Consider the following 25,861-nt stretch of genomic DNA (forward strand, 5'->3'; position numbering starts at 1 on the left):
TTTAGTAAAAGAACTTAACGTTTAGCCAGTTTCAGGGAGACTGCATCCTTGGTGTAATCAAGGTCAGCTTCTTCAAACACTTGCAGCGGGACAACTCCGTGCGCTGCATCCGTATGGCTAGTCAGGCGATTGCTTGCCGCAACCATCCGCTGGCGCTTGCGGATTGCTGCCATCCTGCTTTCAGCCAAGGCTTTCCGATGCTGCCGGATGTGATCAAACTCAAAGGCCAGCTCACCTTTTTGAAAAGAAGCTTCCTCCATGAACTGAATGTTTCGTTCTCGAAAATCGAGGAACAGAACATCTCCTGTCTGGAGGTAAAGAATCCCGCCGTCTTCCTTCGCTTCAGGCGTCATGTGGCCGACAGCAGCTCCATATGTTACGCCTGAGTAGCGTCCATCACTGATGAGCGTCGCCAGCTTTTTCAGCTTCCTGCTGGCGTTAATATGCTGCATCGGAGTAAACATCTCCGGCATGCCGAAAGCCACAGGGCCTTGACCCGATACGACAACAGCGAGTTTTAAAATACTTTCTTCCACCAGGGCATCAAACAATGGGTCATAGGAAAGGTCTGCATAAGCTGAATAACGTTCTGGAGCGTTCTGCTTCAGAACCGCAATCAAGTTTTCATGGGAAAACAGCCGGTCCTTTCGAAGCTTTTCAATCAATTCAGCATCAAGCAGACCTTGATTCGCATCCTCTTCATTTTCATAATAAAGTACAAAAGCTGCCTTTTTATCAAACTCATCGAGCTGCCTGGTGGTCATCCCACTGATTTTCACGACGGCACTTTCGAAAAAATTCCCGGTCAGTACATCCACTCCGCTGTATGGACGTCGCGGCTTCGAAAGGATGACAGGGTTCTGCGCAATCCTTTCGATCGGGCTCTTCCCTTCCTTCTCCAGCCGGCCGCGCCAGCTTGTTCCCGTTACAGTCGGCGCATCCACATCCATCGGAACTCCGTTCTGGAGCAATTCATAAAACAGCGACTCCATGCCCCGGCTGTTGCCTGAGCAGCATTGCATCGCCAGGGCAAAAATATCCCTGCCCTGAGTAAGGCTGTAATCAAACAAATCGGGTACCGGCACTTCATGATGGATCCTGTCCAGTTCATGAAGACTGAACGTGTAGCCGCCATACAGCATGCCCGCTACAATATGCATCATCAGGTTGGTGGATCCTCCTGAAGCACTGTGAATACGAACCGCGTTTTTGATATTTGCCGCCAAGATATTTGAAACTCCAAAGGCCGGCTGATTGATCATGACAGACAGTGCGTCCAATGCCGTATTAATCTGCTCCTGCGAAGGCGGATCGGTCAGAAGCTCCAGTTCTGGATGGACCAGACCCATCCCGGCTACTAAATGACGGGAGCTATTTCCTGTTCCATTAAAGGCGCATACGCCGCCGAGCCCGTCACACGTATTGACCGCAAGGCGCTTTTCGTAATCATCGTGGGCCGCCTGGGTTATGAACCCTCTTTCTTTCGCCCGCTGAAGCACTCCTTGAAAGGCAGTGTTGGATGAGCATTGAAGGATGTAGGCCATGGCATCCCGAAGATCAAAGGCAATATCCTCAGCTCCCCTTTCCTCTGCAGTTTTTGCCACTGATTCAAGCTCCTCAAATAAATCTGCAGGAATTGTTCCTCCCTGCAAGACATGAGCCGGTGCGAATGTCGCAAAAAAAGGCGCCTCTCCCCTGTAATTACGGATGCGGTCCAGATGAGCCAGGGCGCTTACAACCCCAAGCGGCTGTTTATCACAGCCCTGAATAACAAAGGCGCCATGATAGCTATGTGCCTCAATCTGATTCACTACCATTTCCGCCACCGCATTTCTGCTTTGAAGAGAATAGCTCATTCCCTGGTTGCTTTGAGCCGTTCCATCACACATGACAGGGGTTGAGAAATAGAAGGGAACACCGCCATTCTGCCATATCCGCAAAGCTGCTCTGGAAGACGTCTGAAAGTCCATGATATGTGCCGGATGGTCTGAAGAACCTCCAATAATAGCGATCCTCGGCGCATTCTCATGAAGACGATTGTAGATCTCCTCCAGGGTCCAGTCCGGCGCTTCTCCTTCATAAGAGTGTCCGATGATCTGCTTTGACCGGTCCAGGAGGCCTGCAACACAGATCGGCTCATTGGCCTTTCCCTGAACATTGTCTCGATAAGGGTTATATGTATTGTGAATGTAAGGATATTTCATTTTATTTCACCGCCTCTTTTTTCTTTTACCACTCAGCCACACTGCCGTCTGCATTTCTCCAAACCGGGTTTCTCCATTCATGTCCCCGTTCAGCAGCCTCTTTCACACTCTCCTCACATACTTCAATTCCAAGACCAGGACCCTCAGGGATCTCGACAAAGCCATCGTCGTACTTAAATACAGAGGGATCAACAAGATAATCCAATAAATCACTGCCCGCGTTGTAATGAATGCCCAGGCTCTGTTCCTGAATGATCGCGTTAGGAGTACAGGCATCCAGCTGTAATGAAGAAGCCAATGCAATAGGCCCAAGCGGACAATGCGGGGCAACAGAAACGTCATAAGCTTCAGCCATGGCAGCTATTTTTTTACATTCCAATATACCGCCGGCATGTGAAAGGTCAGGCTGAATAATGTCGACATACCCGTCTGCCAGCAGCTGCTTGAACCCCCATCTTGTATACTGCCTCTCTCCTGTTGCGATAGGAACGGTGGTATATCTGGCAATTTCTCTTAACGCTTCATTGTTTTCAGGCAGCACAGGCTCTTCAATAAACATCGGGCGGTAGGGTTCCAGTTCTTTGGCAAGAATCTTAGCCATAGACTTGTGGACTCTTCCATGAAAATCGATTCCGATGCCAAAATCCTTTCCTACCGCATCACGAACGGCCCCTATCCGGTTTATGGCTTCTTCAACCTTTGAAAAAGAATCAATATAATCCATTTCTTCTGTTGCATTCATTTTTACAGCGGTAAAGCCCTGCTCTGATTTTATTTTTGCTTCAGCCGCTACATCACTTGGCCTGTCTCCGCCGATCCATGAATACACTCTAATCTTTTCACGGGCTTTGCCGCCAAGCATTTCGTAAACAGGAAGGTTATATAATTTCCCCTTGATGTCCCATAAGGCCTGTTCAATCCCCGAGATCGCACTCATAAAGACCGGTCCGCCCCGGTAGAAGCCCCCACGGTACATGACCTGCCAATGATCCTCTATACGGCGAGGATCCTTACCCAAAAAATAAAACTTGAGTTCATTAACACATGCTTCCACTGTATTTGCTTTTCCCTCAACGATTGGTTCTCCCCAGCCCGAAATACCTTCGTCTGTTTCAATTTTTAAAAACAGCCAGCGGGGTGCAACTTTATACAGCTGAAATCCTGTAATCCTTGTCATATGACCTCCTTCTTTGGCACTGCTCTATTTTCACAGCAGCAGCAAGGCTATTATTGTGCCTACACTGCTGTATAGAAAGGCAAAGCCAATGTTCCAGAATGTAATGCGATAGGGATTCTGATTTAACAAACTTCCGGTTAAGGAAACGGTAATGTTATATGGCCCCGCCATAACGGTAGACAGCCCCGATGTAATAAGAACGATCGCAAAGCTCAAAGGGTTAACCTGTCCTAACAGAGGCTGAATGACTTCACCCAGAATACTGATGGTCACGAGCGGATGAAATCCAATCATGGCGAGTCCCAGAAAAATGATCTGAATCATAACGAACATATAAAAGGGCATATGCTGAACGGAAGCAAAAGGCTGCTGAAGATAGTCCAGAAAAGGTGTTTCTTTCAAGGTGCTGATTAAAAAACCTGCCGCCAAAAACAGAACGATGTAATTTTGCTGCGACCCGGCCCTGCGCCGCCATTCTCTCAAACTATAAGATGTATATGATTTAGCCCTCTTAATCAGCAGCGCCCAGATGATGGAATAAGGAAGGATCACGAGAGCGACGGACATGAGAAAATTCACGCCCAGCCATCTCTTGGCCAAAATGACTGCGGCAATAAATATGCTCAGATACAGAAGAAGGACAGCTACCTTTTTGACGGTCCTGGCATCCAGCGGCATATCCTCAGCCGCTGCAGACTGCTCCACCCGGAACTTCCGGTATCTCAAGCCGATCAGCCAGTCCACGAATAAGAGAATCGTAGAAAACAAGAAAAGCCACGGCAGCAAGTGAACATAGTCAGAGTGTGTGATATCCACACTGATCGCCACCAGGATTTCCATCGGGCTCCATGCCAGGCAAAGGGCATATCCCCTGAGCATCGCCCGGCTGATGAAAAGATCTCGTACACGGTCTTCTACCTTCTGAAGATTGCGCCGCAGCACCGATTCTACGAGCGGGATGGTCGCTATATTTAAAAAAGAGCCGAGCAGAAAACTGGCAAGAGAGCTTCTGTAATAGAGCTGCCCAAGATGGCCGACGCGCCGCTTGAGCAGTTTATTGACACTCTTATCGTACCGCCCGACGATGATAATACTGTTGATAAAAGGAAGAACATAAAAGATAACGAGCAGGACAACCGTTGAATTCATGTAATGCGGAAGCTCAAGGAGCGGCCTCTGCAAATAGAGATACAGAGAGAAGCCGATCACCATGAAAACCGTTCCAGTGGTTTTGTATAAGCCTGACGCCTTGGGAAAGGAAAGAATGAGAGAAAGCAGGGCAAGAATACCCGTTACTTCATCAAGCATGACGCTGTCTAAAAACAGATTCACCGTATAGGAAAGAACCATCATGCTGTAAACAGCGAGTAATATCACCCTTTTTCGCCAGCTATATTCATTGCCGCCGGTTCAGTCAGCACTTCTATTTCCTTTTGTCCCGCCGCTTCCTCCATCAGGCTTTCCGAGATCCAGATATGCTCTAATTCAAGCGTATTTTTAATGCGGACGACCCTGGCTTTTGTAAGATCATACGCATTGCAGGTTTTAATGGCCGCTTGGATCGCCATTTCCTCACTTTCGAGAACCATCGGCACTTTGATGACGTTGATTACCGTACTCGTTAAGGCATTGGCATACCCTTTTTCCCAATGGATACTGTCAACCAATGCTCTTGTCGTCATGTCCGCCATGCCTATTCCGTTTGCGTTTCCATGCGTCTTCTCTGTCAGGCCGAGTACGGCAATCCTGGACACTTTAGGTCCGCCAAAAGCATACGGGGTAGCATATCTTCCTGTAATGTTTGGATCCATTCCGTCACCCGAAATGTCTTTTCCGATCTCGTCGACGATCAGCACATCGATCGGATCAAACATGATCTTTGGCATAAGCTGCTTGGCTTCGAGCAAGAGGCCGGGCTCCGTCTGTTCGAGTTCTTCGGCTGGAACCGCCACGATTTTGGCGGGACGGTCATAGGCATTTTCAATCGTTCCAAGCCCAAAAATGACAGGAACCTTGGAGAGGACGATCTTGGCCATCTCAGGAACATGCTCGGCCATGTGCTTAAAACTGTAGGCATGGGCGGCTTCTGCTCCTTTTTGCTTTCCAAGGCCGATCGTGATCATCTTCATCAGTCCGCTCTCGACAGGACCGCGAAACGCAGTATGAGGCTTGATCCGGTTAATGACGATAACCTTATCTGCTTCATAGGCATGTTTATCGGTATACACCGGAAGTCCGTTTGGCAGAGTGCCGGTCTGCACGACTTCCATGCTCGACAGGATCGGTGCACCTGTTGACGCTTCCGTTACACCAAGCTGTTCGAGAACCTCCTGCTGCCCTTCAGCGGTCGCTCCGCCATGGCTTCCCATGGCAGGAACAATGAATGGAGAGCCTCCAACGGATTCAACCGCTGCTGCTGTCTCCCTGACAAGGATGGGAAGGTCGGCAACTCCCCGGCTTCCTACCGCAATGGCTACCCGGTCTCCCGGAGATATTCTCGATAAAAGGCCTGTATCCTTAAGGGTTTTCCGAACCTCCTCCGCTGTGTCTTCCAGCACAGGGGCATGGAAGACCTGCTTTACTCTCATCATCTTTGGCAAGGGTATTTCATGAAGAAGCTGTGATATGATTTCCATCCATCTTCCTCCTCAAATGGTGCTTCTCTTTATTGGTTTCTTACTTTGTCTACTTCGCCCATCATTTGTTTGACCAGGTCTTCTCCAAACTTCTTGGCGTATTTATCGGTCACCGGCTTGATGATTTCTTTCATCTTTTCTTTTTCAGCATCAGATACTTCATTGACCTTCATGCCTGCTTTTTCAAGATCTTTCAGCGCTTTTTCATTTTCTTTACGGTTTAAGTCGCGCTGGTATTTACCGGCTTCCACCGCAGAATCCTTCATGATCTTCTGTTCTTCTTTAGACAGCCCGTCCCAGAATTTTTTGCTGACGAGAAAAACAAACGGTGTGTAGACGTGCTTTGTCATGCTTAAGTAAGACTGAACTTCATCGTATTTGCTTGATTTAATGGTTGCGAGAGGGTTTTCCTGGCCATCTACCGTTTTACCTTCCAAGGCGGTAAACACTTCTGAAAAAGCCATTGGTGAAGGATTGGCACCCAGCTGTTTAAAGGCATCCAGGTGAACCTCGTTTTGCATCGTTCTGATTTTCAGCCCTTTAAAGTCTGCCGCGGTTTTCACCGGATGTTTACTGTTCGTCAGGTTACGGAAGCCGTTCTCCCAGTATCCGAGTCCAACCAGACCGTGCTCAGGCAGTTTTTTCAAAAGCTCCTGTCCCACTTTTCCATCAAGGACAGCATAAGCCTCTTCCTCTGTATTAAATACGAAAGGGAAATCAAAAATGCCGTATTCCTTGATCATTCCAACAAGCGGAGACGTAGAAGGAACCGTAACCTCCTGAAGACCGCCCTGCAAGGCTTCTGTCATCTTCTGATCATCGCCAAGCGTGGCACTGAAGAAGTTTTGGACTTTCATTTTCCCGCCGCTCTTCTTCTCCACAAGCTCTTTGAACTTAATCATTCCTTGTCCTTCAGGATGATCTTCATTCAAACCGATTCCTGCTTTGATCGTCCGCTGATGAATCCCGCTCTTCCCCGAACCCGAAGCTGTTCCCCCCGATTTGGAAGCACCGCAGCCCCCTAGAACCAATATCCCCGGAATGACAATCCCTATCGCCAGCTTTTTCACCCATTTTTTCATTTTCTTTCCCCTTGAATTAATTTGCCTAACTCATCACATAACGGTTTTCAGGCTGACTGGACTTAAGCTGCGATTGCTCTTTGACTTGAACATTGACGAGATACTTCGGAAATTCCTTGCAGATCAGCACATCCACTGCTCCGAGCGCAGCTTTCGTTCTCATCTCCTTCGCCGCTTCCTCGGAATACCAGGCGACATGCGGTGTAATAATCACATTCTCCATGGAGAGGAACGGGTGGCTGACGGAAATCGGTTCATCCTCAATCACGTCCAGAGCCGCCCCGCCGATTTCCCCTGATTCCAATGCATCAATTAAGTCTTGTTCATCCACAACCGGGCCCCTTGAAGTGTTGATCAGAAGAGCGGTGCTTTTCATCACAGAGAACAGTGAGTCATTGATCATTCCTCTTGTTCCCTCGGTCAATGGAGCGTGCACAGAGATGACGTCTGATATCCGGCATAGTTCCTCAAGGCTTGCGAGCTGGACACCTTTTTTCTCAGCTTCTCCCACAGGATAATACGGATCATAAGCCACCACCTTAAACCCTAGAGGCTTGACCTTTTCCGCGAGGCTTTGTGGGATTTTTCCGAAGCCCACAAGTCCGAGCACCTGTCCGCGCAGCCGGTGGATCGGCTGGGTGACTTTAAAATCCCACAGCCCCTTCTTCACGTTTTGGTTGGCGGCCACGACTTTACGTTTCGCAGAAAGCAGAAGGGCAAGCGCGTGGTCAGCCACTTCATCCATGCAATAATCCGGCACATTGGCGACACAGATTCCCTTCGCTGTTGCCGCTTCCAGGTCAATCGTGTTGACACCCACTCCATAACGGGTGATGACTTTGCATTTTCCGAGCTTCTCAATAACGGATTTGCTGAGAGGCGCGTACTGATTAATTAATGCGTCCGCATCCCAACAGGCCTCAATGACCTCTTCCTCTGTACGGCACTGAGCCGCAATCAGTTCTATTTCGGGATATTGATGAAAAACGGCTTCTTCAAACCGCAGATCATCATATTCCCAGTCTGTTACCACAACTTTAAACTTGCTCATCTCTTTCACTCCTTATTTATCAGGTAAACCATCCAAGCGGAACCATGACAAGGGACGGGAATAATATCAGCAGGATCAGCACGACCACTTCCACCAGGAGAAACGGCCATATTCCTTTCATAATGTCTTCCATACTGATCTTGCTGATTCCGCATACTACGTTCAATACTGTACCTACCGGAGGAGTCAGGAGACCGATGGCATTATTGATAATAAACAGAACTCCGAAATAAACCGGGTCAATTCCCGCTTGCTGAATAACAGGCATTAAAACAGGGGTAAGGATAAGAATCGTTGGTGTCATATCCATAGCCGTTCCGATCAGAATGACTAACAGGTTGATCATGAGCAGTATGAGCAGGGGATGACCCATAAGCGGCTCGAGCAGTCCAATGACTTGAGCAGGCAGATTGGCTACCGTAATCAGCCATGAGGATACAAGTGCTGCCGCCACAAGAAACATGACAACACTCGTCATCTTGGCCGCCCTTACCAAGATGGTAAAGAGCTCAGACACCTTCAGTTCGCGGTAGATCACCAATCCGACGAACAGCGCATAAACTGCCGCAACTACCGCCGCTTCAGTCGGTGTGAAGATTCCTCCGCGCAGGCCGCCGATAATAATGACCGGCAATAAAAGAGCCCAGAACCCTTTTCTGACAGAAATCAAAATCTCTTTCATGGAATTACGAGGCTGAACCTGCACCTTATCCTTGTGGGCAACAATGGCCCATGACACACAAAGCCCCACTGCCAGCATCACGCCAGGTACAATCCCAGCCATGAAAAGTTTAGTGATGGAGACACCGCTCGTGACCCCGAATATGATAAAGCCAATACTCGGCGGGATAATCGGAGCAATGATCCCCCCAGAAGCAATAAGACCGCTCGAACGGTTAATATCGTAGCCGCTCTTCACCATCATCGGGATCAAGATGGCTCCCAGTGCAGCTGTATCTGCTACAGCGGAGCCAGAAAGACTTGCAAACAAGACACTAGCAATGATGGCTACATAACCAAGGCCGCCTCTGATATGTCCGACCATGGACATGGCCATCTGGACGATACGCTGAGAGAGACCGCCGGCATTCATGGCTTCACCAGCCAGCATAAAAAATGGGATGGCCATCAATGGAAAATTGTCTGCTCCGTTGATTAAATTTTGCGCGATGATCTGACTGTCGAAGATACCGAGAAAGAACATAAGAGCAACCCCGCTTAACAGCAGAGCAAACGCTATAGGCATACCAAGTGCCATCGTTCCAAGGAGAGACCCTATAAACACTCCAATCATGCTTGTTTTTCCTCCTTTCCTAAATTGCCTTCCTGATAATCTACCAATTCTTCTGAATCACTGATTAAGATCAGATCTTCATCCTTTAGCTTGTTGAACAGAACTTTATACAGATTGTTGATAAGTATTAACCCCATGGCTAAACTGACTAAAATCCCCGTTCCATAAACGAACGAAAGCGGCAGGCCTGTAGCAGGTGCTTTACTGTCCATATTGATAACGGTCATCTTCCAGCTTCCTTCCATCACCAGAAAGAGAACAAACAGCATAAGCAGATCACTGACCACAAGGACAGCTTTCTTTGCTCCCCTGGGCAGCCGCCTGACCAGCATGTCCACTCCAAGGTGTTCCTTGCTTTTAAAAGCACCAATGGCTCCAAGAAATGTCAGCCAGACAAATAAGTAACGCGACATCTCCTCTGACCATGTAATTCCTGAGTTGAAAAGGTAGCGCAATATCACGTTTCCAAATACAAGAATGACCATTAACCCCAGTGCTGCGGCCATAAAAATATTCAGCATTTTTTCCAAGAACCTTGAGACCTTCTCCATCTTCTTCTCCCACCTTTCATCCCGATTTACCGCCTGTATTATTGTTCAGCTTTTATCCTTTTAACGAGATCCTCGGCCCAGTCATACTGCTTGTAGAATTCGTCGTACATTGGCTTTGCTGAATCTTCCATTTTCTTCTCAAATGCTGCATCAGGTGTTGTAAATTTCACCTTTTTCCCTGACAGGAACTTTTTATCAGCATCATAGCTTTTTTCCATCAGATCAAATTCATAATCAGCAGCGGTTTTGGATGCTTTTTCAATGATTTTTTGCTGTTTCTTGGACAGTCCATTGAAAAATTTGCTGTTGATGATGTAAATATTCGGACTGAACATGTGCTTGGATTCCAGTACATTACTCTGAACCTCATACCAGCCGGACGCCCGCAAAGTAGCTACCGGGTTATCCTGGCCATCCACCACTTTTTGTTCGAGAGCAGAAAACACTTCAGAAATCGGCATTGGTGTTACATTCATTCCCAGCAGCTTCCCAAGCTTGATATAGTTAGGGATGTTTGGCATTCTCATCCTCAATCCCTTAAGATCATCCATGCTTTGAAGCGTCCTGTTACTGGAGAACATCCTGAACCCATTCGCGCTCCATGCCAGCGGCTTCACTCCATGCTTCTTTTCCAGGTCTTCCGTAAGCTCCTTGCCAATTGGCCCGTTCAGCACCTTCTTGACATGCTCATAATCCTTAAACAGAAACGGCCACTCAGGCACTGCCATCTTCTCAATGTCGGACTGCATGATCAGACCGGGTATCCCCATTTCAATCGTTCCGTTTCGTACACCGTCATAAAATTCCTTTTCAGCACCAAGCGTGCTGTTGTCATAGATCTGAACCTTCAGCGTACCTCCCGATTCCTTTTCTACCATCGGCTTGAACTTTTCTCTCAGCGCTACGTTCTGAGGATGGTCTTTTGCAAAATAGTTGGCTATTTTGATTGTCTTTGTCTTTTCTCCTGAGGAGGAAGACGAAGACTGGCTGCCGCAGCCTGTTAATAATACGGACGATAATAAAGCTGTGCCCATTAAAATCCCTAAACTTTTTTTCAATTTCATCGAGCTCATCCTTTCTTTTCGTTTAGTTTTGAAAGCGGTAACATTTCGGTTCAAAAAATTTTGTATGTACGCTGGAGAAACTGAATTTGTTTTATATTATAAAACCCTGTTCTTGTTATTAACCGAAAAAAGGCATTGCTCCCTTAATGAATGTGCGATAGACGTTCTTCTCTGGGTGCAATGCCTTAGTTGTTTTATAATATAAAACTCTGTTCTGTATTTTCATTTCTGTGATAATCATAGTACATGGTGTCAAAGCATGTCAATTCGTTTTTTAATTTTTCTGAAAACTAATGATAATGTACTATTTTTAGTCTGGCTTTGTTAAAGCATATTGTTTATATTCTTTCCTATTGGGCATCGCATACTGATGCTTGAAAGAGACCCTCAAGTTTTTTTATACAGTAAGGAGTGTGATAGCTGGCGATGATAAGAGCCGGCTATCACACCCCACTGGAAAACACCAACATTAACCAACAGAGCTTTTAGCTTAAAAGTAAGTCTCAGCCGCAATCAAGCAAACTACAACTCAAATAAAATAGCACGCAGCACGTTCGGATGTTCGAAGTCTTTCCGGCCGGCACCATAACCGATCCTATCGATCGCAAGGGCAGGCATATAGCCATAATCATCTGCCAATGCCTTTAGAAAGCCAGCCCCAGTAGGTGTCGTTAATTCACCTCTTACATGAAAATCTTCAAGAGGAACCCCTCTCAGGATTTCTGCAGTAGCAGGAGCAGGAATCGGATAGAGCCCGTGAGCCATCTTCACTTTCCCGTGTCCTGTTGGTACCGGAGAAGCTGTTATTCTATCAACCTCAAGACTTTCAAGGGCAAGGCACACGCCAATAATATCAATAATAGAGTCCATCGCACCGACTTCATGAAAATGAACCTCTCTCGGATCCATCCCATGAATCTTTCCTTCTGCCTCGGCGATCACTTCAAAGACCCTTCTGCTCCTGTCTTTTACCCGTAAAGGCAGATCACTCGTTTCAATCATCTCTAAAATGGTGGATGCTTTTCGATGTTCATGGTCATGATGATGGTGAGTATGTACGTGATGATGGGAATGGCCGTGGCTGAGCGAATGCCCGCGGCTGTGCGAATGCCCCTGATGAGAGTGGGCATGATGGTGGGAATGGCCCTCTTCTTCATGTCCATGATCGTGTTCATGGTGATGGTCTGAGTCAGCTTGTGCCCCTACAGCCGCCAATTCAGCTTCCGTAAACTGAAGGTCCAGCAGGTTGGAGGAAATCCCCCTCTTATTGACCCGCTTTACTGCCATAGAAAACGGATCGATCGGCAAGCTCTTTAGATGCCCGGTAATATAAGCAAGATCTGCCCCCAGGTCAATGAGCGCAGACAAGGTCATGTCACCCGAAATACCATACTGGCAATCAAGATAGAGCTGTTTCATGATGAACCCCCTCTGTGGCAAGTTTAAGAATCAGCGCAGCTTGGTAGGCAGCCCCAAATCCGTTATCTATATTGACGACACTCATCCCTGAGGCACAGGAAGTCAGCATGGCGAGAAGCGGTGTCAGTCCTTGCAGATGAGCGCCATAGCCGACAGAGGTCGGAACAGCAATGACTGGCCGCTGAACCATACCTCCTACAACACTGGGCAACGCTCCTTCCATACCCGCCACGACAATCAGCACACTGGCCTTTTTAATTTCCTCGCGATAAGCAAGCAGACGGTCGATACCTGCGACTCCGACATCATACAGGCGGTTCACCTTGCAGCCCATCCAGTCCGCCGTGACTGCTGCTTCTTCAGCAACAGGAAGATCCGATGTTCCGGCGCATAGAACCATCACATCACCGCCGTATTTTTCCCTCGGTGAACCATAGAGCAAAATACGTGAGACGGCGTGATAACGTGCGTCAGGGTACGCCTCTGTCAAGATCTCTGCTTTTTCTTCTGAAAGCCTCGTCACCATCACCTTGCCATGGGTCTCAATGAGGGTTTTCATGATCTGCCGGATTTGTTCCGCCGTCTTCCCTTCTCCATAAATCACTTCAGGATAGCCCGTCCGCGTCTCACGATCAAGATCCACTTTACTGAAGCCTAAGTCTTCAAACTTTTTCATCCCATTCGCCTCCCCTCACGTCGTTTTTGTTTCGGCAAGGACTTTGTTCATGCTCCCGCTCTTATAGCCGGTAAGATCCATCGTCACATAGGAATAGCCGAACTCCTGCAGCTTGGAGGTAATCTCCTCATGATGCTGAAGAAGCCGCTGCATCTCATGAGGCTCCACTTCGATCCGTGCCATGTCGCCGTGAGTACGCACTCTCACCTGGCGGATGCCGAGCGCACGGATGGCCTGCTCTGAACGGTCGATCTTCCGGAGTTTTTCCATCGTAATCTCTTCGCCATATGCAATCCGTGATGAAAGGCAGGCGAAAGAAGGCTTATCCCAGGTGGGCAGACCCATCTCTTGAGAAAGCTCACGGATTTCGCTCTTATACAGGTCCGCTTCCTGAATCGGACCCCGTATGTTATATTCTCTTGCTGCTCTAGTGCCCGGCCGGTGTTCACCCATATCATCGGCAATAAGACCGAACGCAATATTCTCATAGCCGTGCTCATGCATGATCGGTATCAAATGCTCAAACAGGCTCTTTTTACAAAAATAACAGCGGTTGGAGGTATTCTCAGAGTAGCCTGGAATGCTCAGTTCTGACGTTTCAATGATCTGGTGCCTGGCACCGAGAATGGCGGCAAAACGTTTGGCCTCCTCCAGCTCCTCAAACGGATAGGTTTCACTGTCGGCGGTCACCGCAAGCACGTTTTCAGTGCCAAGTGTATCAAGAGCCACTTTCAGCAGGAAGGTACTGTCGACCCCTCCTGAAAAAGCAACAACAACTGTCTTCATCCCGGTTAGAATCTCTTGCAGTTTCTCATACTTAGCCTGCAGCAATTGGATCCCTCCGTTCTTCTACATAGGGAATGGTAAGCGGACCGAGCGGCAATACCGCAACAGTCATATCCTGCCCGTACTTCTCCTTCAGCTCTTCAAGCGTCTCTTCGATATCATGGGTAGGCTTAAGAATTGCCCCTTTAACCTGTTCATCTGAGAGTTTTGAATAGACATACACATCTGCCCATACCTGGGTCACCGCCTGTTTTTGCACCTGCCATTGATCAAACATCTTAAACTCCGGATCATTGATCAGATCCAGCAGTGCTTGAGGCGTTTGGGCAAACTGAAAGATCTTCGAATAGTTTCCATGATCCGGCAATCCGTCTGAACATTCTGAAGCAATAATGATCGTGCCGCCTTCTTTTACAATCTTATGGGCAGCACTCATCCCCTTCACAGCCTGATACAGATTTTGATCAAGCGGATAGCCCGAATTGGAGGTAATGACGACATCAAACCGTTCTTCGCATTGGATCATGGCATGCTCTTTTGCAAACGCACACCCTTGGTCATGCGCTTCATACAGCTCACCGGCGAACACATTCGTGATTTCCTTCTCCCTGTTTAACGTCACGTTCAGCATGAAATGAGGTTTGCACATGCGGTTGATTTCCCGTGTCATCTCCTGAACAGGATTGTCCTCCATGTTTCCCCATGTGGAACGCGGGTCTCCGATCATCCTTGCATTATGGAACGTCATGATGGTCTCGATCCCGGCAATGCCAGGCATGATCCCTTTAGGACCGCCTGAAAAACCGGCAAAAAAGTGTGGTTCAATAAAGCCTGTAACGATGCGGAAATCAGCTTCTGCATATTCCTTGTTCAAATACACATCACAACCGAACTGACTTCTCCCCAAATTTACAAGAGAGTCTTTATCATGGCATTGGTTGTTGATGATTCTGACATTATCCACGACCCATTCTCCAAGCATCTGAACAAATTCTTCCCTCGTCTGGTCCCTGTGCGTCCCTGTTCCGTTAATGATGACAAAGTTCTCAAGCGGCACATGCTCCAGTTCCCTGATCAGTAAAGGAACAAGCTTGTCATTCGGAGTTGGTCTCGTAATGTCACTGATGACAATCGCCACTTTATCTGATGCTTTTACCATCTCCTTTAATGGAGGTGTACCGATCGGATGCCGCAGTGCCTCCATTAAAGCCTGCTCATCATTTTCAAGTCCCGGCAAATTGTTGGGTTCCACGATAAAAGCGGAATCAGGCAAATGAAGCGTCAGCCCTTCTTTTCCATATAACAAGGTCGATTCCATTTACGCTCTCTCCTTTTGTATAGGAATGTTCTGTATCAGACAGTAGTTGAAGGAACACGTTCTTCCTGGCTCGAGCCGCTCTCCAATTCAAACTTCTCTAGCCGGCCATTGATTCCTTTTCTTCTTTGATACTTGTCCACCAAAATGACTGCGATCGGGCATAATAGAGCCGTTGTTAGGGTGGCAATCGAGATCTGTGCGGTGGCGATGTTCACAATATCCTGGTAGGACTGTGCTTCAGTGGCACTCATCATTCCCGACCCTGCGGCAACGGACGCCGCAGCAGCTATGGCTGCAGGCGTACCGGCTGCGTTCCCGGCTGTGGAAGCTTCGGATACCGGTGCGATATAGCTTTTTTCCCTGAATAATTTAAACACGAGAATGCCAGTGAATCCTGTAAGAACTGTCGTTAGAATTCCTATTGTAAGACCTGCAGTAACGACTGAAGGGTTAAAGAAACTCGCCAGGTTCATACCGGCTCCGAGTGCGAAGGCAAAGAACGGAACAGGCAGAATTTCTCCCGCCTTGAGAAAATCGCGAATATCTTCGTCCAAATTTCCGAGAATCATCCCGATCGCGATCGGCAAGAGAACCGCAATGAAAGCAATGACTGGAAAACTGGATCCCAAAAGGCCCAATGACATTAACGTGAAAAAAGGTCCGTCGTTCAAGGAGAGCACTGCTACTGCCCCAACGTCAGAACGGTTGCCGTACTGGCCCGTGAGCGCGGCATACATTCCGCCGTTTCCATTCGTCATCGCCGCGATAATCGCCAGAGTCGATAAGCCGAACAAACCATCCATTGGATCAAAGAAGTAGCCAAACAGCAAGCCCACAGCAAGCCCGGTCAGATACTTGGAAGTAGTGAGCAGCACACCTTTTTTTAGGGCTGCGCCTCCTACACGCAAATTCATTTGGCTGCCCGCGCAAAAGAGAAAGAGGGCTATCAAGACAAGGGCACTGTCTTTAAACAGTTCCTGAGAGAATCCTCCAATCCTCAAAAACTCGTAATAGCCTTCGGGCGTCTTTGCCACACCAAGTGATTTTAAAAATTTCATCACAGGTTGAAGATGAAGCTGATCCACCGTATTAAGCAACGCACCGAACAATAAAGGCACGACCATTAATCCGCCTGGCACTCTTTCAATCGTTTGTTTGAGTTTCATAGTGTAAAACCCCGCTTTCCGTTTTTTTATTGCACTGTATAAACGTTCTTACGAGCTGTTCTGCACTATACTCCAGTAATTGAGGCGCACGCTGCATCGCCTCCTCGAGTGTTAATGGCTGCTGGATCATACTTGTAATACTGATCACTCCGTATTGATAGAGAATTTCAATCCCTTCTCCGACAGAACCGGCAAGAATCATCGTTGGAACTCCGCTTTCTTTGGCCCGCTGTGCCACACCCATCGGCGTTTTTCCTGAAGCGGTCTGAAAATCAACTCTTCCTTCACCTGTAATGACGAGGTCTGATCCATCCAGTGCCTGCGGCAAACCGGCATACTCTGTGACGACGTCCACTCCCCTTTTCATCTTTGCCGGAAAGAAAGCTTGGAACGCGCCGCCGATCCCGCCTGCTGCTCCGGCACCGGGCATTTCATGAAGCCTGATTCCTGTCGCTTGCTCCACCTTATTTCCCCAGTGGACCATGTTGTTATCGAGTAGTTTCATCATCTCTTCTGTCGCCCCCTTTTGCGGGCCGAAAACAGCAGATGCGCCTTCCTTGCCGACCAGCGGATTTTGTACGTCTGAGGCAATCAGAAAGGAGCATTCTTTCACTCTCGGGTCGAACCCGGACAAGTCTATTTCTTTTATGTTATGAAGCTCACCGCCTCCGAACGGAACAACTTGTCCGCTATCATCCAGCAGCTCTAAACCTAGGGCTTGGAGCATTCCCGCTCCGCCGTCATTCGTAGCGGATCCTCCGATCGCCAATACAAAAGAACGAAAACCATCATCGAGCCCCTGTTTGATCAATTGTCCCGTGCCATATGTAGTTGCTGTCAGAGGATTAAGCTCTTCAGGAGAAACAAGGCACAGGCCTGAGGCAGATGCCATCTCAATCACACAAGTCTTTTGATCTCCCAATATGCCATATTCAGCACTAATCTCACTGTGAAGAGGACCGGTTACCCGAACCGATTTTTTCCTTCCACCCGTTGCAGCAACCAAGGTATCCATCGTCCCTTCACCCCCGTCAGCTGCCGGCACAAGAATGGTCTGGATCGTGGAATCGGCTTTCTTCACTCCCCGTTCTATGGCTTCCGCTGCCTCTACCGCTGTCAAGCTTCCTTTATAGGAATCGGGAGCGATCACAATTTTCATCATTAGAACCCCTTCCTGAGAAAACGTTTCAGTTTCCAGTTTTTTATATTATACTTGTCTGAAAATTAGAAATCTATGGTCGAAACAACTATAATATCAGGTAAAAAACTTTGTATTTTTGTAGGATTCTAACAAAGGAGGCCGTAATGCTTACAACAGAGATTGCTGAGATGATTGTAAAAGAAACATCTGCCCGCCTAAACCGAAACGTCAATATCATGAGCAATAAAGGAATCATTATCGCTTCCTGTGACTCTTCCCGCCTGTATCACATGCATGAAGGTGCATTAGAGGTATTGCGAACCGAACAGCCTTTTACCATTCCGATTAATCACAAAGGAAAATGGAAAGGAGCTCAATCCGGCATTAACCTGCCGATTGTTTTTGATCATAAAATTGTCGGTGTGATCGGAATTACTGGAGATCCAGAGGAAATGAGGGACTTTGGGGGACTGGTAAAAATGACAACCGAACTGCTGATCAAGCAGGCTTACATGGCCACACAGGCGGAGTGGCAGCAGCGAACGAAGGAGATGATCATTGAAAACCTGCTTAAAGAGGTGCCTGCCATGGAACATATCGAGCGCCGGCTAAGTCTCCTTCACATCTGCCTTGCTCCTCCCTTTTATACCGTTGTGATCCAGCTGGAAGACCGTTCTCTTTCCGATACGATGATTCTTCAGCAGCTTGAAAAAGCAGCTGGTGCATCCAGCTGCCTGATTGGCTTTGTGAACACCAACCGCTTATGCATTGTCCTTTCCGGCATGGAAGACGAAATGATCCAAAAGAAAGTAGAAGCGATCGATCAGGTGCTAAAATTTCTAAGACTGACTTTCCGGTTGGCTTACAGCACGCTTTTTATGGACCTTAAAATGTTTAATCAATCATATGAAGATTGCTCTCTTGCACTTGAAATCAGTGATGTTCATCAGGAAGTGGTCTCGTTTGCCGAGCTTGAAGCAAAAGCGCTCATCTATCAAACGGAAACAGCGGCCGGCACAAGACTCATTAAGCGCGTGCTCCATCGATCATTGCGTCCATTGATTGAAACCCTGCAGGTATTTTTTGAACATCATCTCAACATGCAGAAAACGGCAGATCACCTTCACATTCACCGTAATACGCTGATCTACAGGCTCAATAAGATAAAGGAAGAAACAGGGTATGACCCCAGGAATTTCAAGGATGCTCTTACCCTGCAAATGGCAATATGGATTTTGGAGAAAAAGGAAAAGGGAGCAGATTAATTTTTGCACTTGCCCGGAACGCCGGCAAAAGGGTTTAAAACCTCTAGCTTTAGGTTATTGAAAAGTATAAACACTACTTTTAACACTAAGCCATTGAGCAGAACATACACTAGTGCTTCTCGCTGCTATTTTCACTTGAAAAAAGGAGGAGAATGATCATGAAGTATGAAAAAATTCTCGTGGCCATGGATGGATCGGAAGGAAGCAAACAGGCGCTGGAATACGGAATTGAGCTGGCAAATAGCATGGGCAGCGAATTAACGCTGGCTCATGTCTTGAATGAGCCTGCCTATCCGCTTTATGGAGAAGGGTATTCGATGGCAGCTTATCAAGATTCGATCGAACAGGAAGTCAGACAGGCAGCCACCCTGGAAAAAAGTCATGGGGAAGAGCTTTTAGCTCAAGCGAGCGACGCTGTTCCGAAGGATTTCATCAACGTAAAAACAGAACTGCTCGAAGGAGAAGCAGCTCGCTCCATCTGTGCCTATGCCAGCACAAATAACATCGACCTGATCATCATGGGAAGCCGCGGCCTAAGCGGATTTAAGCGTTTGGTGCTCGGAAGTGTCAGCCAAAGAGTGCTTTCCGAAGCGAACTGTCCGGTATTAGTGACGAAATAGGACAACAAGCAAAAAGCTTGCCGGCCTCTAATGAGACTGGCAAGCTTTTTCTGAACAGGAATCAGTCATGCAGAACTTTATCAAGAAGGATTCTTGTGTCTGCATCAAATACACCCGTATCCTTTACCTCAGGGTATTTCTTTTGAAACGTAAGAACAGCTGCTTTTGTTTTAGGGCCATAGATTCCATCAACTGTAAGAGCAGACCCAATTTCATTTAGCGCTTTCTGGAGAATGCGGACCGCTTCCCCCTTGCTGCCTTCCTTCAAAACCATTTCCGGAAAACCAAAGGAATTGACTTTTTCCGAAAGGGCAGCATGTGTTTTCTTCCCATAAATGCCATCGGCAGCTAAATTTTTAGTACTCTTTTGAAATTTAATAACGGCATTCTTTGTTTTTGAACCGTAGATTCCGTCTGTTTTCAAACCGGCATCCACTACTTTATTTAACGCCCATTGCAAAACTTTAACGTTTTCTCCTCTGTCTCCCGCTTTCAGCACACCTGATTTTGGCAGCTGAAAAATAGAATAATCGGGCTTTTCTTGTGCTCCCGCAATTGAAGGTGCTCCCATAAGCAAGGCTGATGCTGTCAACACTGAAGCCGTAACTTTTTTCCATGGTTTCATAACAAGGCCCTCTCCTTTAGACTCTCATTTTTTTATAAATCATTTGTGATTTACAATTCATTAGTCGTCACCGCGCTTCAGAAGTTACAAAGAAAAAATACTTTTATCACCCAAATTATGGTATAATATTTGGAATAATTAGAAAATAAAAGGAAGTGATTTCATGAGCATATTCGTTAGGCAAAAGAAAACACTCACTGTCCTTGCCCTTCTATTGTTTACCATTGCTGGATCGGCCTGGTACTATATCTCAACCACTTCCGTAACCGAACAGGTGGAAGCCTCCGGGACAGGACAAGCCTCTGCTGAATCCTACTCAACGATCATTGCTTCTTACCATCAATATTACAACAAGACCCTTTGCTTTGATGCCGATAACCACATCAATTGGAATGATCAGCAGGAACATGCACGCCAGCTTGTCACCCGAATCTCAACCCTTCAAGTAAAAAATGAGAAAGTGGAAAAGGATCTGCAGAATGCCAAAGACCTGGCACAAGAGGTAACCTCGACAAAAGACAAAACTGCACTCATCTATCTTCACCGGATCTTTCATGACCTTGATAAAGCCGTAAATCATTACAAACAAAAAGACAGCTTCGGCTATACCTATACCGGAACAGGAAAACGCTGGTTCGGCGGCGGAGTCAATAAAGTAGAAGAACATATTGCTAAAAATTAAACCATCGTTTAAAAATATAAAGAGCTTGGGAATCTATCGATCCCAAGCTCTTTTTATAGCGTAATTTTCATAAACTTGCTTACATCTTTAAAGCCAATTTTTTCATATAGTTTCATTGCTTTTTCATTATGTGTATAGACATTCAGCCTTACATCATGATAGCCGTTTTTTCTAAATTCATTGAGTGCTTCTTCCATTAATAAAGTAGAGTAGCCCTTCCCTCTGTATGGTACTTTCACAAATAAATCATTGATCCAGCCAATTTCGTCACCGGTTAAGTAATCAATCGATTTATCGATCATCACCCACCCGAGCAATGTGCTGTTATCCATCAAACAGACAAAGTAAGCATCAAATTTCGCAGAATGCTCATAGGCTTCAATCATCTTTTGACGATTGTCCTCTGATTGGCTGCCAGTTGCTTCCCTGCGGTTTTCGCCCGCTAACTCGTAGATTTCTTCCATTTCCATATCTGAAGCCCTTTTAAATTCCAACCCCATATCTTCATCTCCAGCATCTGTAGTATTAAAGTGAATCCACCTTCTACTTTAACATAAATTTCCTGATAAAGATCGAGCATAGAACCTATAGCCGGTTCTACGCTCGATCAAATTAGTAACTCAACCCAAACCCAAACTCGTACTTCCCAGGAATCGTAACCGGCAGCTTTCCGCTCGGGTGGATCTCGCCGACAAGCGCTTTGGCAAGTGACCTAACAGATACATTTTGATTTCCATAGGTTAAGATATTGGCCGTGACGTCCGGCAGCATCATAATGTCGTACGGATTGCGCATGGAGGCAAGCACCACTGGTTTACCCGCCGCTTGCAGGGCCTTTACGAATTTCTGCTGAGCACTGTTCGTGTTAGCCGTATAAGCGGTAACCACCACGAGATCCGTGCTGGCCGCTTGGTTCACAGCACTCTCCAGCTCGGCTGCAGTCGGACTGGCTGAGGTCACATACCCGCTCGCCGCTATTCCTTTTTCGTTCAAGGCTGCGGCCAGCTCTGCCGGCTTACCGAGAGACGGCCCGGTCACGAGCAGCTTGCTTCCCTCTTTTAAAGGCAGCGTACGGTTGTCATTTTTGATCAGCGTAATCGAGCGATCCGTCATATTTTCCGCTTTCTGAAGATTCTCAGGCTGTCCGATCTGGTTGATCGCACTTGGATCTACTAACGGCTGGTGGAACAAGCCGCGTTTAATTTTGGCTTTTAGAATTCGAATCACTGACTGATCCAGACGTTTTTCAGAGATTTCTCCGCTCTTCACCGCATTCAGCAGCCCATTATACGCAACATCAACATCCGGCGGATTTAAGAGGATGTCTGCCCCAGCTTTAAATGCTTCTACCGGCACGCGGTCAGGCGTTACAATATTGGCACCCGACATACCCAGGCTGTCCGTGATGATCAGCCCTTTGAATTTCATTTTTTCACGAAGCAGGCCAGTCAGGATTGGCTTCGACAACGTAGCCGGCATACCGGAATCATCAAGCGCAGGAACGACAAGATGGCCGGACATGATCGCATCGATGCCTGATTTAATGGCAGCCTTAAACGGCTTGAGGTCAACTTCATTCAATGTCTTCAGATCATGGTTGATGATGGGAAGACCAGAATGTGAATCCACATCTGTGTCACCGTGGCCCGGAAAATGCTTGGCGGTCGCCATCATGTTCTGTTCCTGATAGCCCTTCACTTGGGCGACTCCCATACGCGCGACGACATCCGGATTTTCAGAAAATGACCGAACACCGATGACCGGATTGTTAGGATTTACGTTCACATCCAGATCAGGAGCAAAGTTCAGATTGATTCCGAGGCTTTTCAGCTCAAGTCCCATGATGCTGGCCGACTGTCTGGCATAGTCCGTGGATTGAGCAGCAGCCAGCGCCATGTTCCCAGGGAAAACGGTGCCTGGCTCCGTCACCCGTGCCACAACTCCCCCTTCCTGGTCAGTGGAAACGAACAGCGGAATCGGAATCCTTTGTTTCATCGCCGCTTTTTGAATGCCGTTAGACAGGGCGTTTACTTGAGCTTTATCCACCGGCATCCCGATATTATCGGTCCAGTTAAAATAAATGACGCCTCCCAAGTGGTACTTCTCAATCGCTTCTGCGAAGTTTTTCGCTCCGCGTTTTTGCTTGATATTGATTTGTTCATACGCAGAATCCTCAGCTGTTTTTCCATACACATGAATGATAAACACTTGGCCTGCCTTTTCTTCAACCGTCATGTGTTTCACAATACGCTTCAGCCAGGCATCATCCTTCTCCTTTTTCACCGGGTTTGAAGCGGCGAGTGACGATTGAGGAAAGACCAGCATAACGGCCATAATGATGAACAACGCTCGAATAAACTTGCTCGTCATCTTACTCCCTCCTTCATATTTTATCTGCGTGGAATGGTCAGGTCCGCAATAATCGGACGGTGATCGGAAGCAAGTGTGTTGGTAATAAACGAAGATCTTGATTCGATCTGCGGTGAGGTTAAAATGAAGTCGATCTTGGATGAAGGTTTGTTCGCTGGAAACGTGCTCCCTGGTTCCCCGCTTCTCCATGTATCATGAAGAGTGCTGAAAAGCGGCTTTAGTTCCGGTGCATTCGGCTGGGCGTTCATGTCTCCGAATAAAATCTTTTGGCGGGAGCTCTCGGAAAAGATAGAGAGCATATCGTTCACTTGCATGGACCGGACGGCTGGATCCGCTCGGTAATCGAGGTGTGTGGAATAGACATGAAGCTTGATCCCTTTAACATTGATCAAGGTCTGAGCAAAACCTGGTGCAGGAGCTGGAACCGGGTTGGGAACTTGCGTAGACAGTCTTGTGATCTCACGGTTCTCTCCCTTCAGAATGGGATACTTGCTTAAAACAGCGACCCCAAACTGGCGGTTCGGTTCTCCTGCATTCAGCGGCGGCAGATCATAGATTGGTGCGAAAAAATAATTCATTTGAAGCTTTTCAGCAAGGAGTTTAATATCGTCTTCAAACAAACTCCGGCTGCTCCAATGAACATCCACTTCCTGCAGCCCGATGATCTCGGCGCCCGACTGGCGGATCACTTCAGCCTGAGCATTCAGATCATACACGTTCCCCATGCTGTTTCCGTAGTGCAGGTTATAGCTCATCACGCGGATATTGACTCTGTGCCCATTTCCCTGATCAGCCGCACTGGCGGCTAAAGGGGCAGAGAGCCAGGCGAAGAGTATAACCAGCAGCATACAGGCTACTAGCTTTTTCATTTTTCTTCCTCCTCTCATTTCACATTCCTTTCCTTCCCTTAGATGTCAATTAAAGGGTATTATTCTGCCGACAGGTTGTCTATACCACTATGAGCCTATCTTTCAGAGCATTTTTTCAACTATCAATACGGATAAAATTAAGAAAGGAAAAATTAGTAAAAAAGTTACGTAAGAAAATCTTGTAAATTGCGACATTCTACCCAATGCAAAACTATTAATATTTGCTATTATTGTTGTAAATTGTAAGATATTGTTGAAGGAAAAGGAGGCCGGGAGCTTTTATTATTCGAAGTCCTGCACCCGAGAAACTTCAGCAGAAACAAAGACATAGAAAAAAATAAATATTGAGGGGTGTCAATATGAAGAAAATGGCAAGTGCTCTTGTAGGTATTGCGTTGGCTGGTGCTTTGTTGATTGGTGGCTATATCGCGGATCATTCAGCGGTAACGAATGCGGAACACGGAAAGACATTTTCTACGACAAATGGGTAACATTTAAGTTGCAGATTTGTACACCCAGACATTCACATAAACAGCAAAGAGGGAAAGAGAGCAATCTCCTTTCCTCTTTTTTTATGGGTTGCCAACTATTTTCTCTTGTATAGTAAAAAATTAGTAGAAAAGTTCCCCTTAAGTTTTCAGGTAATTACGACAATTTACTCAATCGTTAAGTGGACCGGATATGCTAATATTGTGTTAAATTGTAAATTTATGCTAAAAGGTGGGCGTACGTTATGGAAGTAGAGCTGACGAGCACGGAACAGATGATTCAACTATTAAACGGCTGGTATCGTGAAATTCTCTCCCAAAACCTCGTAGAATCCCGCAGATTAAAGCTGGAAATCGATGAAAAGATTGAAACCATGGAAATGGACCCTACACAGACTCTCTTTATCTACTACTCTTTGTTAAGCTTCAGGTACCAGCTCCTTGTCAATGACCTTTGGGAAGCGCGGTACACCCTGAACAAACTGGATGTGGAGAAAAAAAGAGAAACAGACGATTTCTTATCCTATTACTTTCACTTCTTCAAAGCCATCTATGCTACGGATACTGGAAACTATCTCGAAGCCAAGCTGCACTATCAGCTGGCCGAAAAGATGTTAAACCAGTTTCCTGATGATATCGAAAAAGCAGAATTCAACTACAAAGTCGCTACCTTTTATTATCATACCCGTCAGCCCCTGCTTGCCGTCCGCCACGCCATAAAGGCAAAAGAATACTTTGAAGACAAATCCGGCTATGAAGTGAAACTTGCCGGCTGCGAAAATATCATCGGTCTGGCCTCAACATCTTTAAAACAGTTCCGGGAAGCCGAGCATCATTTTCTAACCGCCCTGGACATCCTTCGTGTATACAATTTGAAAAAAGAACCGTTCGAACTTAAGATCCGCTACAATCTGGGCCTTTTATATGCCGAACAAAATCTATCGGAAAAAGCGATTGCCCAGCTCACCGAGGTGTTTGAAGACAAAGCAACCGACTACAAAACGACCTTCCTGATTGCCCGGGAACACGTCAAGCTCAGGAATCATGACGTCGCCGACGACTGGATCATTCAGGGACTGAAAATAGCAAGAGATGCCCAAAACGAGGAGTACATTCACCATTTCTCCATCTTGAGCGAGTACAACCAGTCCTCCTCAGTTGAACAATTGGAACAAACAGCAGCCGCCGCGATTCCATACTTTCAATCCGTCCAGCTCTGGGGTTTTGTCCAGGACTACGCGGAAAAACTCGCCTCCGAGTTTTACAACACCGAGAACGACCAAAAAGCGAGCAAATACTTCCACATGGCGTATACAGCCAAGCAAAAGTTAATGTATGAGACAAGCAGCTGACGAGTGTCAGCTGCTTTTTTGTGAA

General features: G+C 46.9%; 24 protein-coding genes. 5 read left to right on the forward strand and 19 right to left on the reverse strand.

From position 1 onward, the window contains the following. Window positions 1–14: 14 nt before the first annotated feature. The 15 genes from LCY76_RS20050 to LCY76_RS20120 all read right to left on the reverse strand — a co-directional run bounded on the left by LCY76_RS20050 (window position 15) and on the right by LCY76_RS20120 (window position 17,583). A complete protein-coding gene (locus LCY76_RS20050) occupies window positions 15–2,204 on the reverse strand; it encodes a dihydroxy-acid dehydratase domain-containing protein (RefSeq protein WP_248254108.1) in 2,190 nt (729 codons plus the stop codon). Window positions 2,205–2,229: 25 nt separating this feature from the next. Beyond that, entirely contained in the window at window positions 2,230–3,381 is a 1,152-nt protein-coding gene (gene dgoD / locus LCY76_RS20055) for a galactonate dehydratase (protein ID WP_248254109.1), read from the reverse strand. Window positions 3,382–3,411: 30 nt separating this feature from the next. Next, window positions 3,412–4,758 carry a hypothetical protein gene (locus LCY76_RS20060; RefSeq protein WP_248254110.1) on the reverse strand — a complete coding sequence of 449 codons (1,347 nt, stop codon included), beginning with the start codon at window positions 4,756–4,758 and terminating at the stop codon, window positions 3,412–3,414. Further along, on the reverse strand, window positions 4,755–6,017 hold the full coding sequence (locus LCY76_RS20065) for a nickel pincer cofactor-dependent isomerase, group 22 (RefSeq protein WP_248254111.1): 1,263 nt from the start codon (window positions 6,015–6,017) through the stop codon (window positions 4,755–4,757). The genes LCY76_RS20060 and LCY76_RS20065 overlap by 4 nt, the downstream gene beginning before the upstream one ends. Before the next feature lie 29 nt (window positions 6,018–6,046). Continuing rightward, window positions 6,047–7,099 (reverse strand): TRAP transporter substrate-binding protein, encoded by a 1,053-nt coding sequence (locus LCY76_RS20070; protein ID WP_248254112.1) that lies wholly within the window; start codon window positions 7,097–7,099, stop codon window positions 6,047–6,049. A 25-nt stretch (window positions 7,100–7,124) separates the two neighbouring features. After that, the gene (locus LCY76_RS20075) at window positions 7,125–8,150 is read right to left on the reverse strand and encodes a C-terminal binding protein (RefSeq protein ID WP_248254113.1); all 1,026 of its coding nucleotides are present in this window, start codon (window positions 8,148–8,150) and stop codon (window positions 7,125–7,127) included. 19 nt (window positions 8,151–8,169) lie between these two features. Further along, window positions 8,170–9,444, reverse strand: coding sequence for a TRAP transporter large permease subunit (locus LCY76_RS20080; protein ID WP_248254114.1), 1,275 nt, complete (start codon window positions 9,442–9,444; stop codon window positions 8,170–8,172). Continuing rightward, window positions 9,441–9,995 (reverse strand): TRAP transporter small permease, encoded by a 555-nt coding sequence (locus tag LCY76_RS20085; RefSeq protein WP_248254115.1) that lies wholly within the window; start codon window positions 9,993–9,995, stop codon window positions 9,441–9,443. Before LCY76_RS20085 ends, LCY76_RS20080 begins: the two co-directional genes overlap by 4 nt. Before the next feature lie 38 nt (window positions 9,996–10,033). Then, a complete protein-coding gene (locus tag LCY76_RS20090; RefSeq protein WP_248254116.1) occupies window positions 10,034–11,059 on the reverse strand; it encodes a TRAP transporter substrate-binding protein in 1,026 nt (341 codons plus the stop codon). A 522-nt stretch (window positions 11,060–11,581) separates the two neighbouring features. Continuing rightward, window positions 11,582–12,478 carry a nickel pincer cofactor biosynthesis protein LarC gene (gene larC / locus LCY76_RS20095; RefSeq protein WP_248254117.1) on the reverse strand — a complete coding sequence of 299 codons (897 nt, stop codon included), beginning with the start codon at window positions 12,476–12,478 and terminating at the stop codon, window positions 11,582–11,584. Continuing rightward, on the reverse strand, window positions 12,459–13,154 hold the full coding sequence (gene larB, locus LCY76_RS20100; RefSeq protein WP_248254118.1) for a nickel pincer cofactor biosynthesis protein LarB: 696 nt from the start codon (window positions 13,152–13,154) through the stop codon (window positions 12,459–12,461). The genes larC and larB overlap by 20 nt, the downstream gene beginning before the upstream one ends. Window positions 13,155–13,169: 15 nt before the next feature. Then, window positions 13,170–13,985, reverse strand: coding sequence for an ATP-dependent sacrificial sulfur transferase LarE (larE, locus tag LCY76_RS20105; protein WP_248254119.1), 816 nt, complete (start codon window positions 13,983–13,985; stop codon window positions 13,170–13,172). Next, window positions 13,972–15,258, reverse strand: a complete 1,287-nt coding sequence (gene larA, locus LCY76_RS20110; RefSeq protein WP_248254120.1) for a nickel-dependent lactate racemase — start codon at window positions 15,256–15,258, stop codon at window positions 13,972–13,974. Before larA ends, larE begins: the two co-directional genes overlap by 14 nt. A gap of 35 nt (window positions 15,259–15,293) precedes the next feature. Next, the gene (locus tag LCY76_RS20115) at window positions 15,294–16,424 is read right to left on the reverse strand and encodes a 2-keto-3-deoxygluconate permease (RefSeq protein WP_248254121.1); all 1,131 of its coding nucleotides are present in this window, start codon (window positions 16,422–16,424) and stop codon (window positions 15,294–15,296) included. Further along, window positions 16,402–17,583, reverse strand: coding sequence for a glycerate kinase (locus LCY76_RS20120; RefSeq protein ID WP_248254732.1), 1,182 nt, complete (start codon window positions 17,581–17,583; stop codon window positions 16,402–16,404). The genes LCY76_RS20115 and LCY76_RS20120 overlap by 23 nt, the downstream gene beginning before the upstream one ends. 146 nt (window positions 17,584–17,729) lie before the next feature. Between LCY76_RS20120 and LCY76_RS20125 the strand changes: the two genes are divergently transcribed. After that, a complete protein-coding gene (locus LCY76_RS20125) occupies window positions 17,730–18,830 on the forward strand; it encodes a CdaR family transcriptional regulator (protein ID WP_248254122.1) in 1,101 nt (366 codons plus the stop codon). Between the two features lie 158 nt (window positions 18,831–18,988). Beyond that, window positions 18,989–19,450 (forward strand): universal stress protein, encoded by a 462-nt coding sequence (locus LCY76_RS20130; protein WP_248254123.1) that lies wholly within the window; start codon window positions 18,989–18,991, stop codon window positions 19,448–19,450. Between the two features lie 61 nt (window positions 19,451–19,511). Here the strand turns inward: LCY76_RS20130 and LCY76_RS20135 are convergent, their stop codons facing one another. Next, window positions 19,512–20,075, reverse strand: a complete 564-nt coding sequence (locus tag LCY76_RS20135; protein ID WP_248254124.1) for a peptidoglycan-binding domain-containing protein — start codon at window positions 20,073–20,075, stop codon at window positions 19,512–19,514. A gap of 163 nt (window positions 20,076–20,238) precedes the next feature. Here LCY76_RS20135 and LCY76_RS20140 point away from each other — a divergent pair, with 163 nt between their 5' ends. Then, complete coding sequence (locus LCY76_RS20140; protein ID WP_248254125.1) at window positions 20,239–20,757, forward strand: hypothetical protein; 519 nt, start codon at window positions 20,239–20,241, stop codon at window positions 20,755–20,757. 53 nt (window positions 20,758–20,810) lie between these two features. On the opposite strand, the gene LCY76_RS20145 is transcribed toward LCY76_RS20140, so the two are convergent. The 3 genes from LCY76_RS20145 to LCY76_RS20155 form a co-directional block, all read right to left on the reverse strand. Further along, a complete protein-coding gene (locus LCY76_RS20145; protein ID WP_248254126.1) occupies window positions 20,811–21,257 on the reverse strand; it encodes a GNAT family N-acetyltransferase in 447 nt (148 codons plus the stop codon). A 112-nt stretch (window positions 21,258–21,369) separates the two neighbouring features. Then, window positions 21,370–23,127, reverse strand: coding sequence for a glycoside hydrolase family 3 protein (locus LCY76_RS20150; RefSeq protein ID WP_248254127.1), 1,758 nt, complete (start codon window positions 23,125–23,127; stop codon window positions 21,370–21,372). A gap of 20 nt (window positions 23,128–23,147) precedes the next feature. Next, window positions 23,148–23,996, reverse strand: coding sequence for an endonuclease/exonuclease/phosphatase family protein (locus LCY76_RS20155; protein WP_248254128.1), 849 nt, complete (start codon window positions 23,994–23,996; stop codon window positions 23,148–23,150). Window positions 23,997–24,355: 359 nt separating this feature from the next. On the opposite strand from LCY76_RS20155, the gene LCY76_RS23950 reads away from it, so the two are divergent. Together LCY76_RS23950 and LCY76_RS20160 are read left to right on the forward strand one after the other, a co-directional pair. Beyond that, complete coding sequence (locus tag LCY76_RS23950; RefSeq protein WP_265409368.1) at window positions 24,356–24,487, forward strand: hypothetical protein; 132 nt, start codon at window positions 24,356–24,358, stop codon at window positions 24,485–24,487. Window positions 24,488–24,729: 242 nt separating this feature from the next. Further along, the gene (locus LCY76_RS20160) at window positions 24,730–25,836 is read left to right on the forward strand and encodes a response regulator aspartate phosphatase (RefSeq protein WP_248254129.1); all 1,107 of its coding nucleotides are present in this window, start codon (window positions 24,730–24,732) and stop codon (window positions 25,834–25,836) included. Window positions 25,837–25,861: the final 25 nt, after the last annotated feature.

The organism is Fictibacillus marinisediminis, assembly GCF_023149135.1.
Taxonomy (GTDB): Bacteria; Bacillota; Bacilli; order Bacillales; family Fictibacillaceae; genus Fictibacillus_C; species Fictibacillus_C marinisediminis.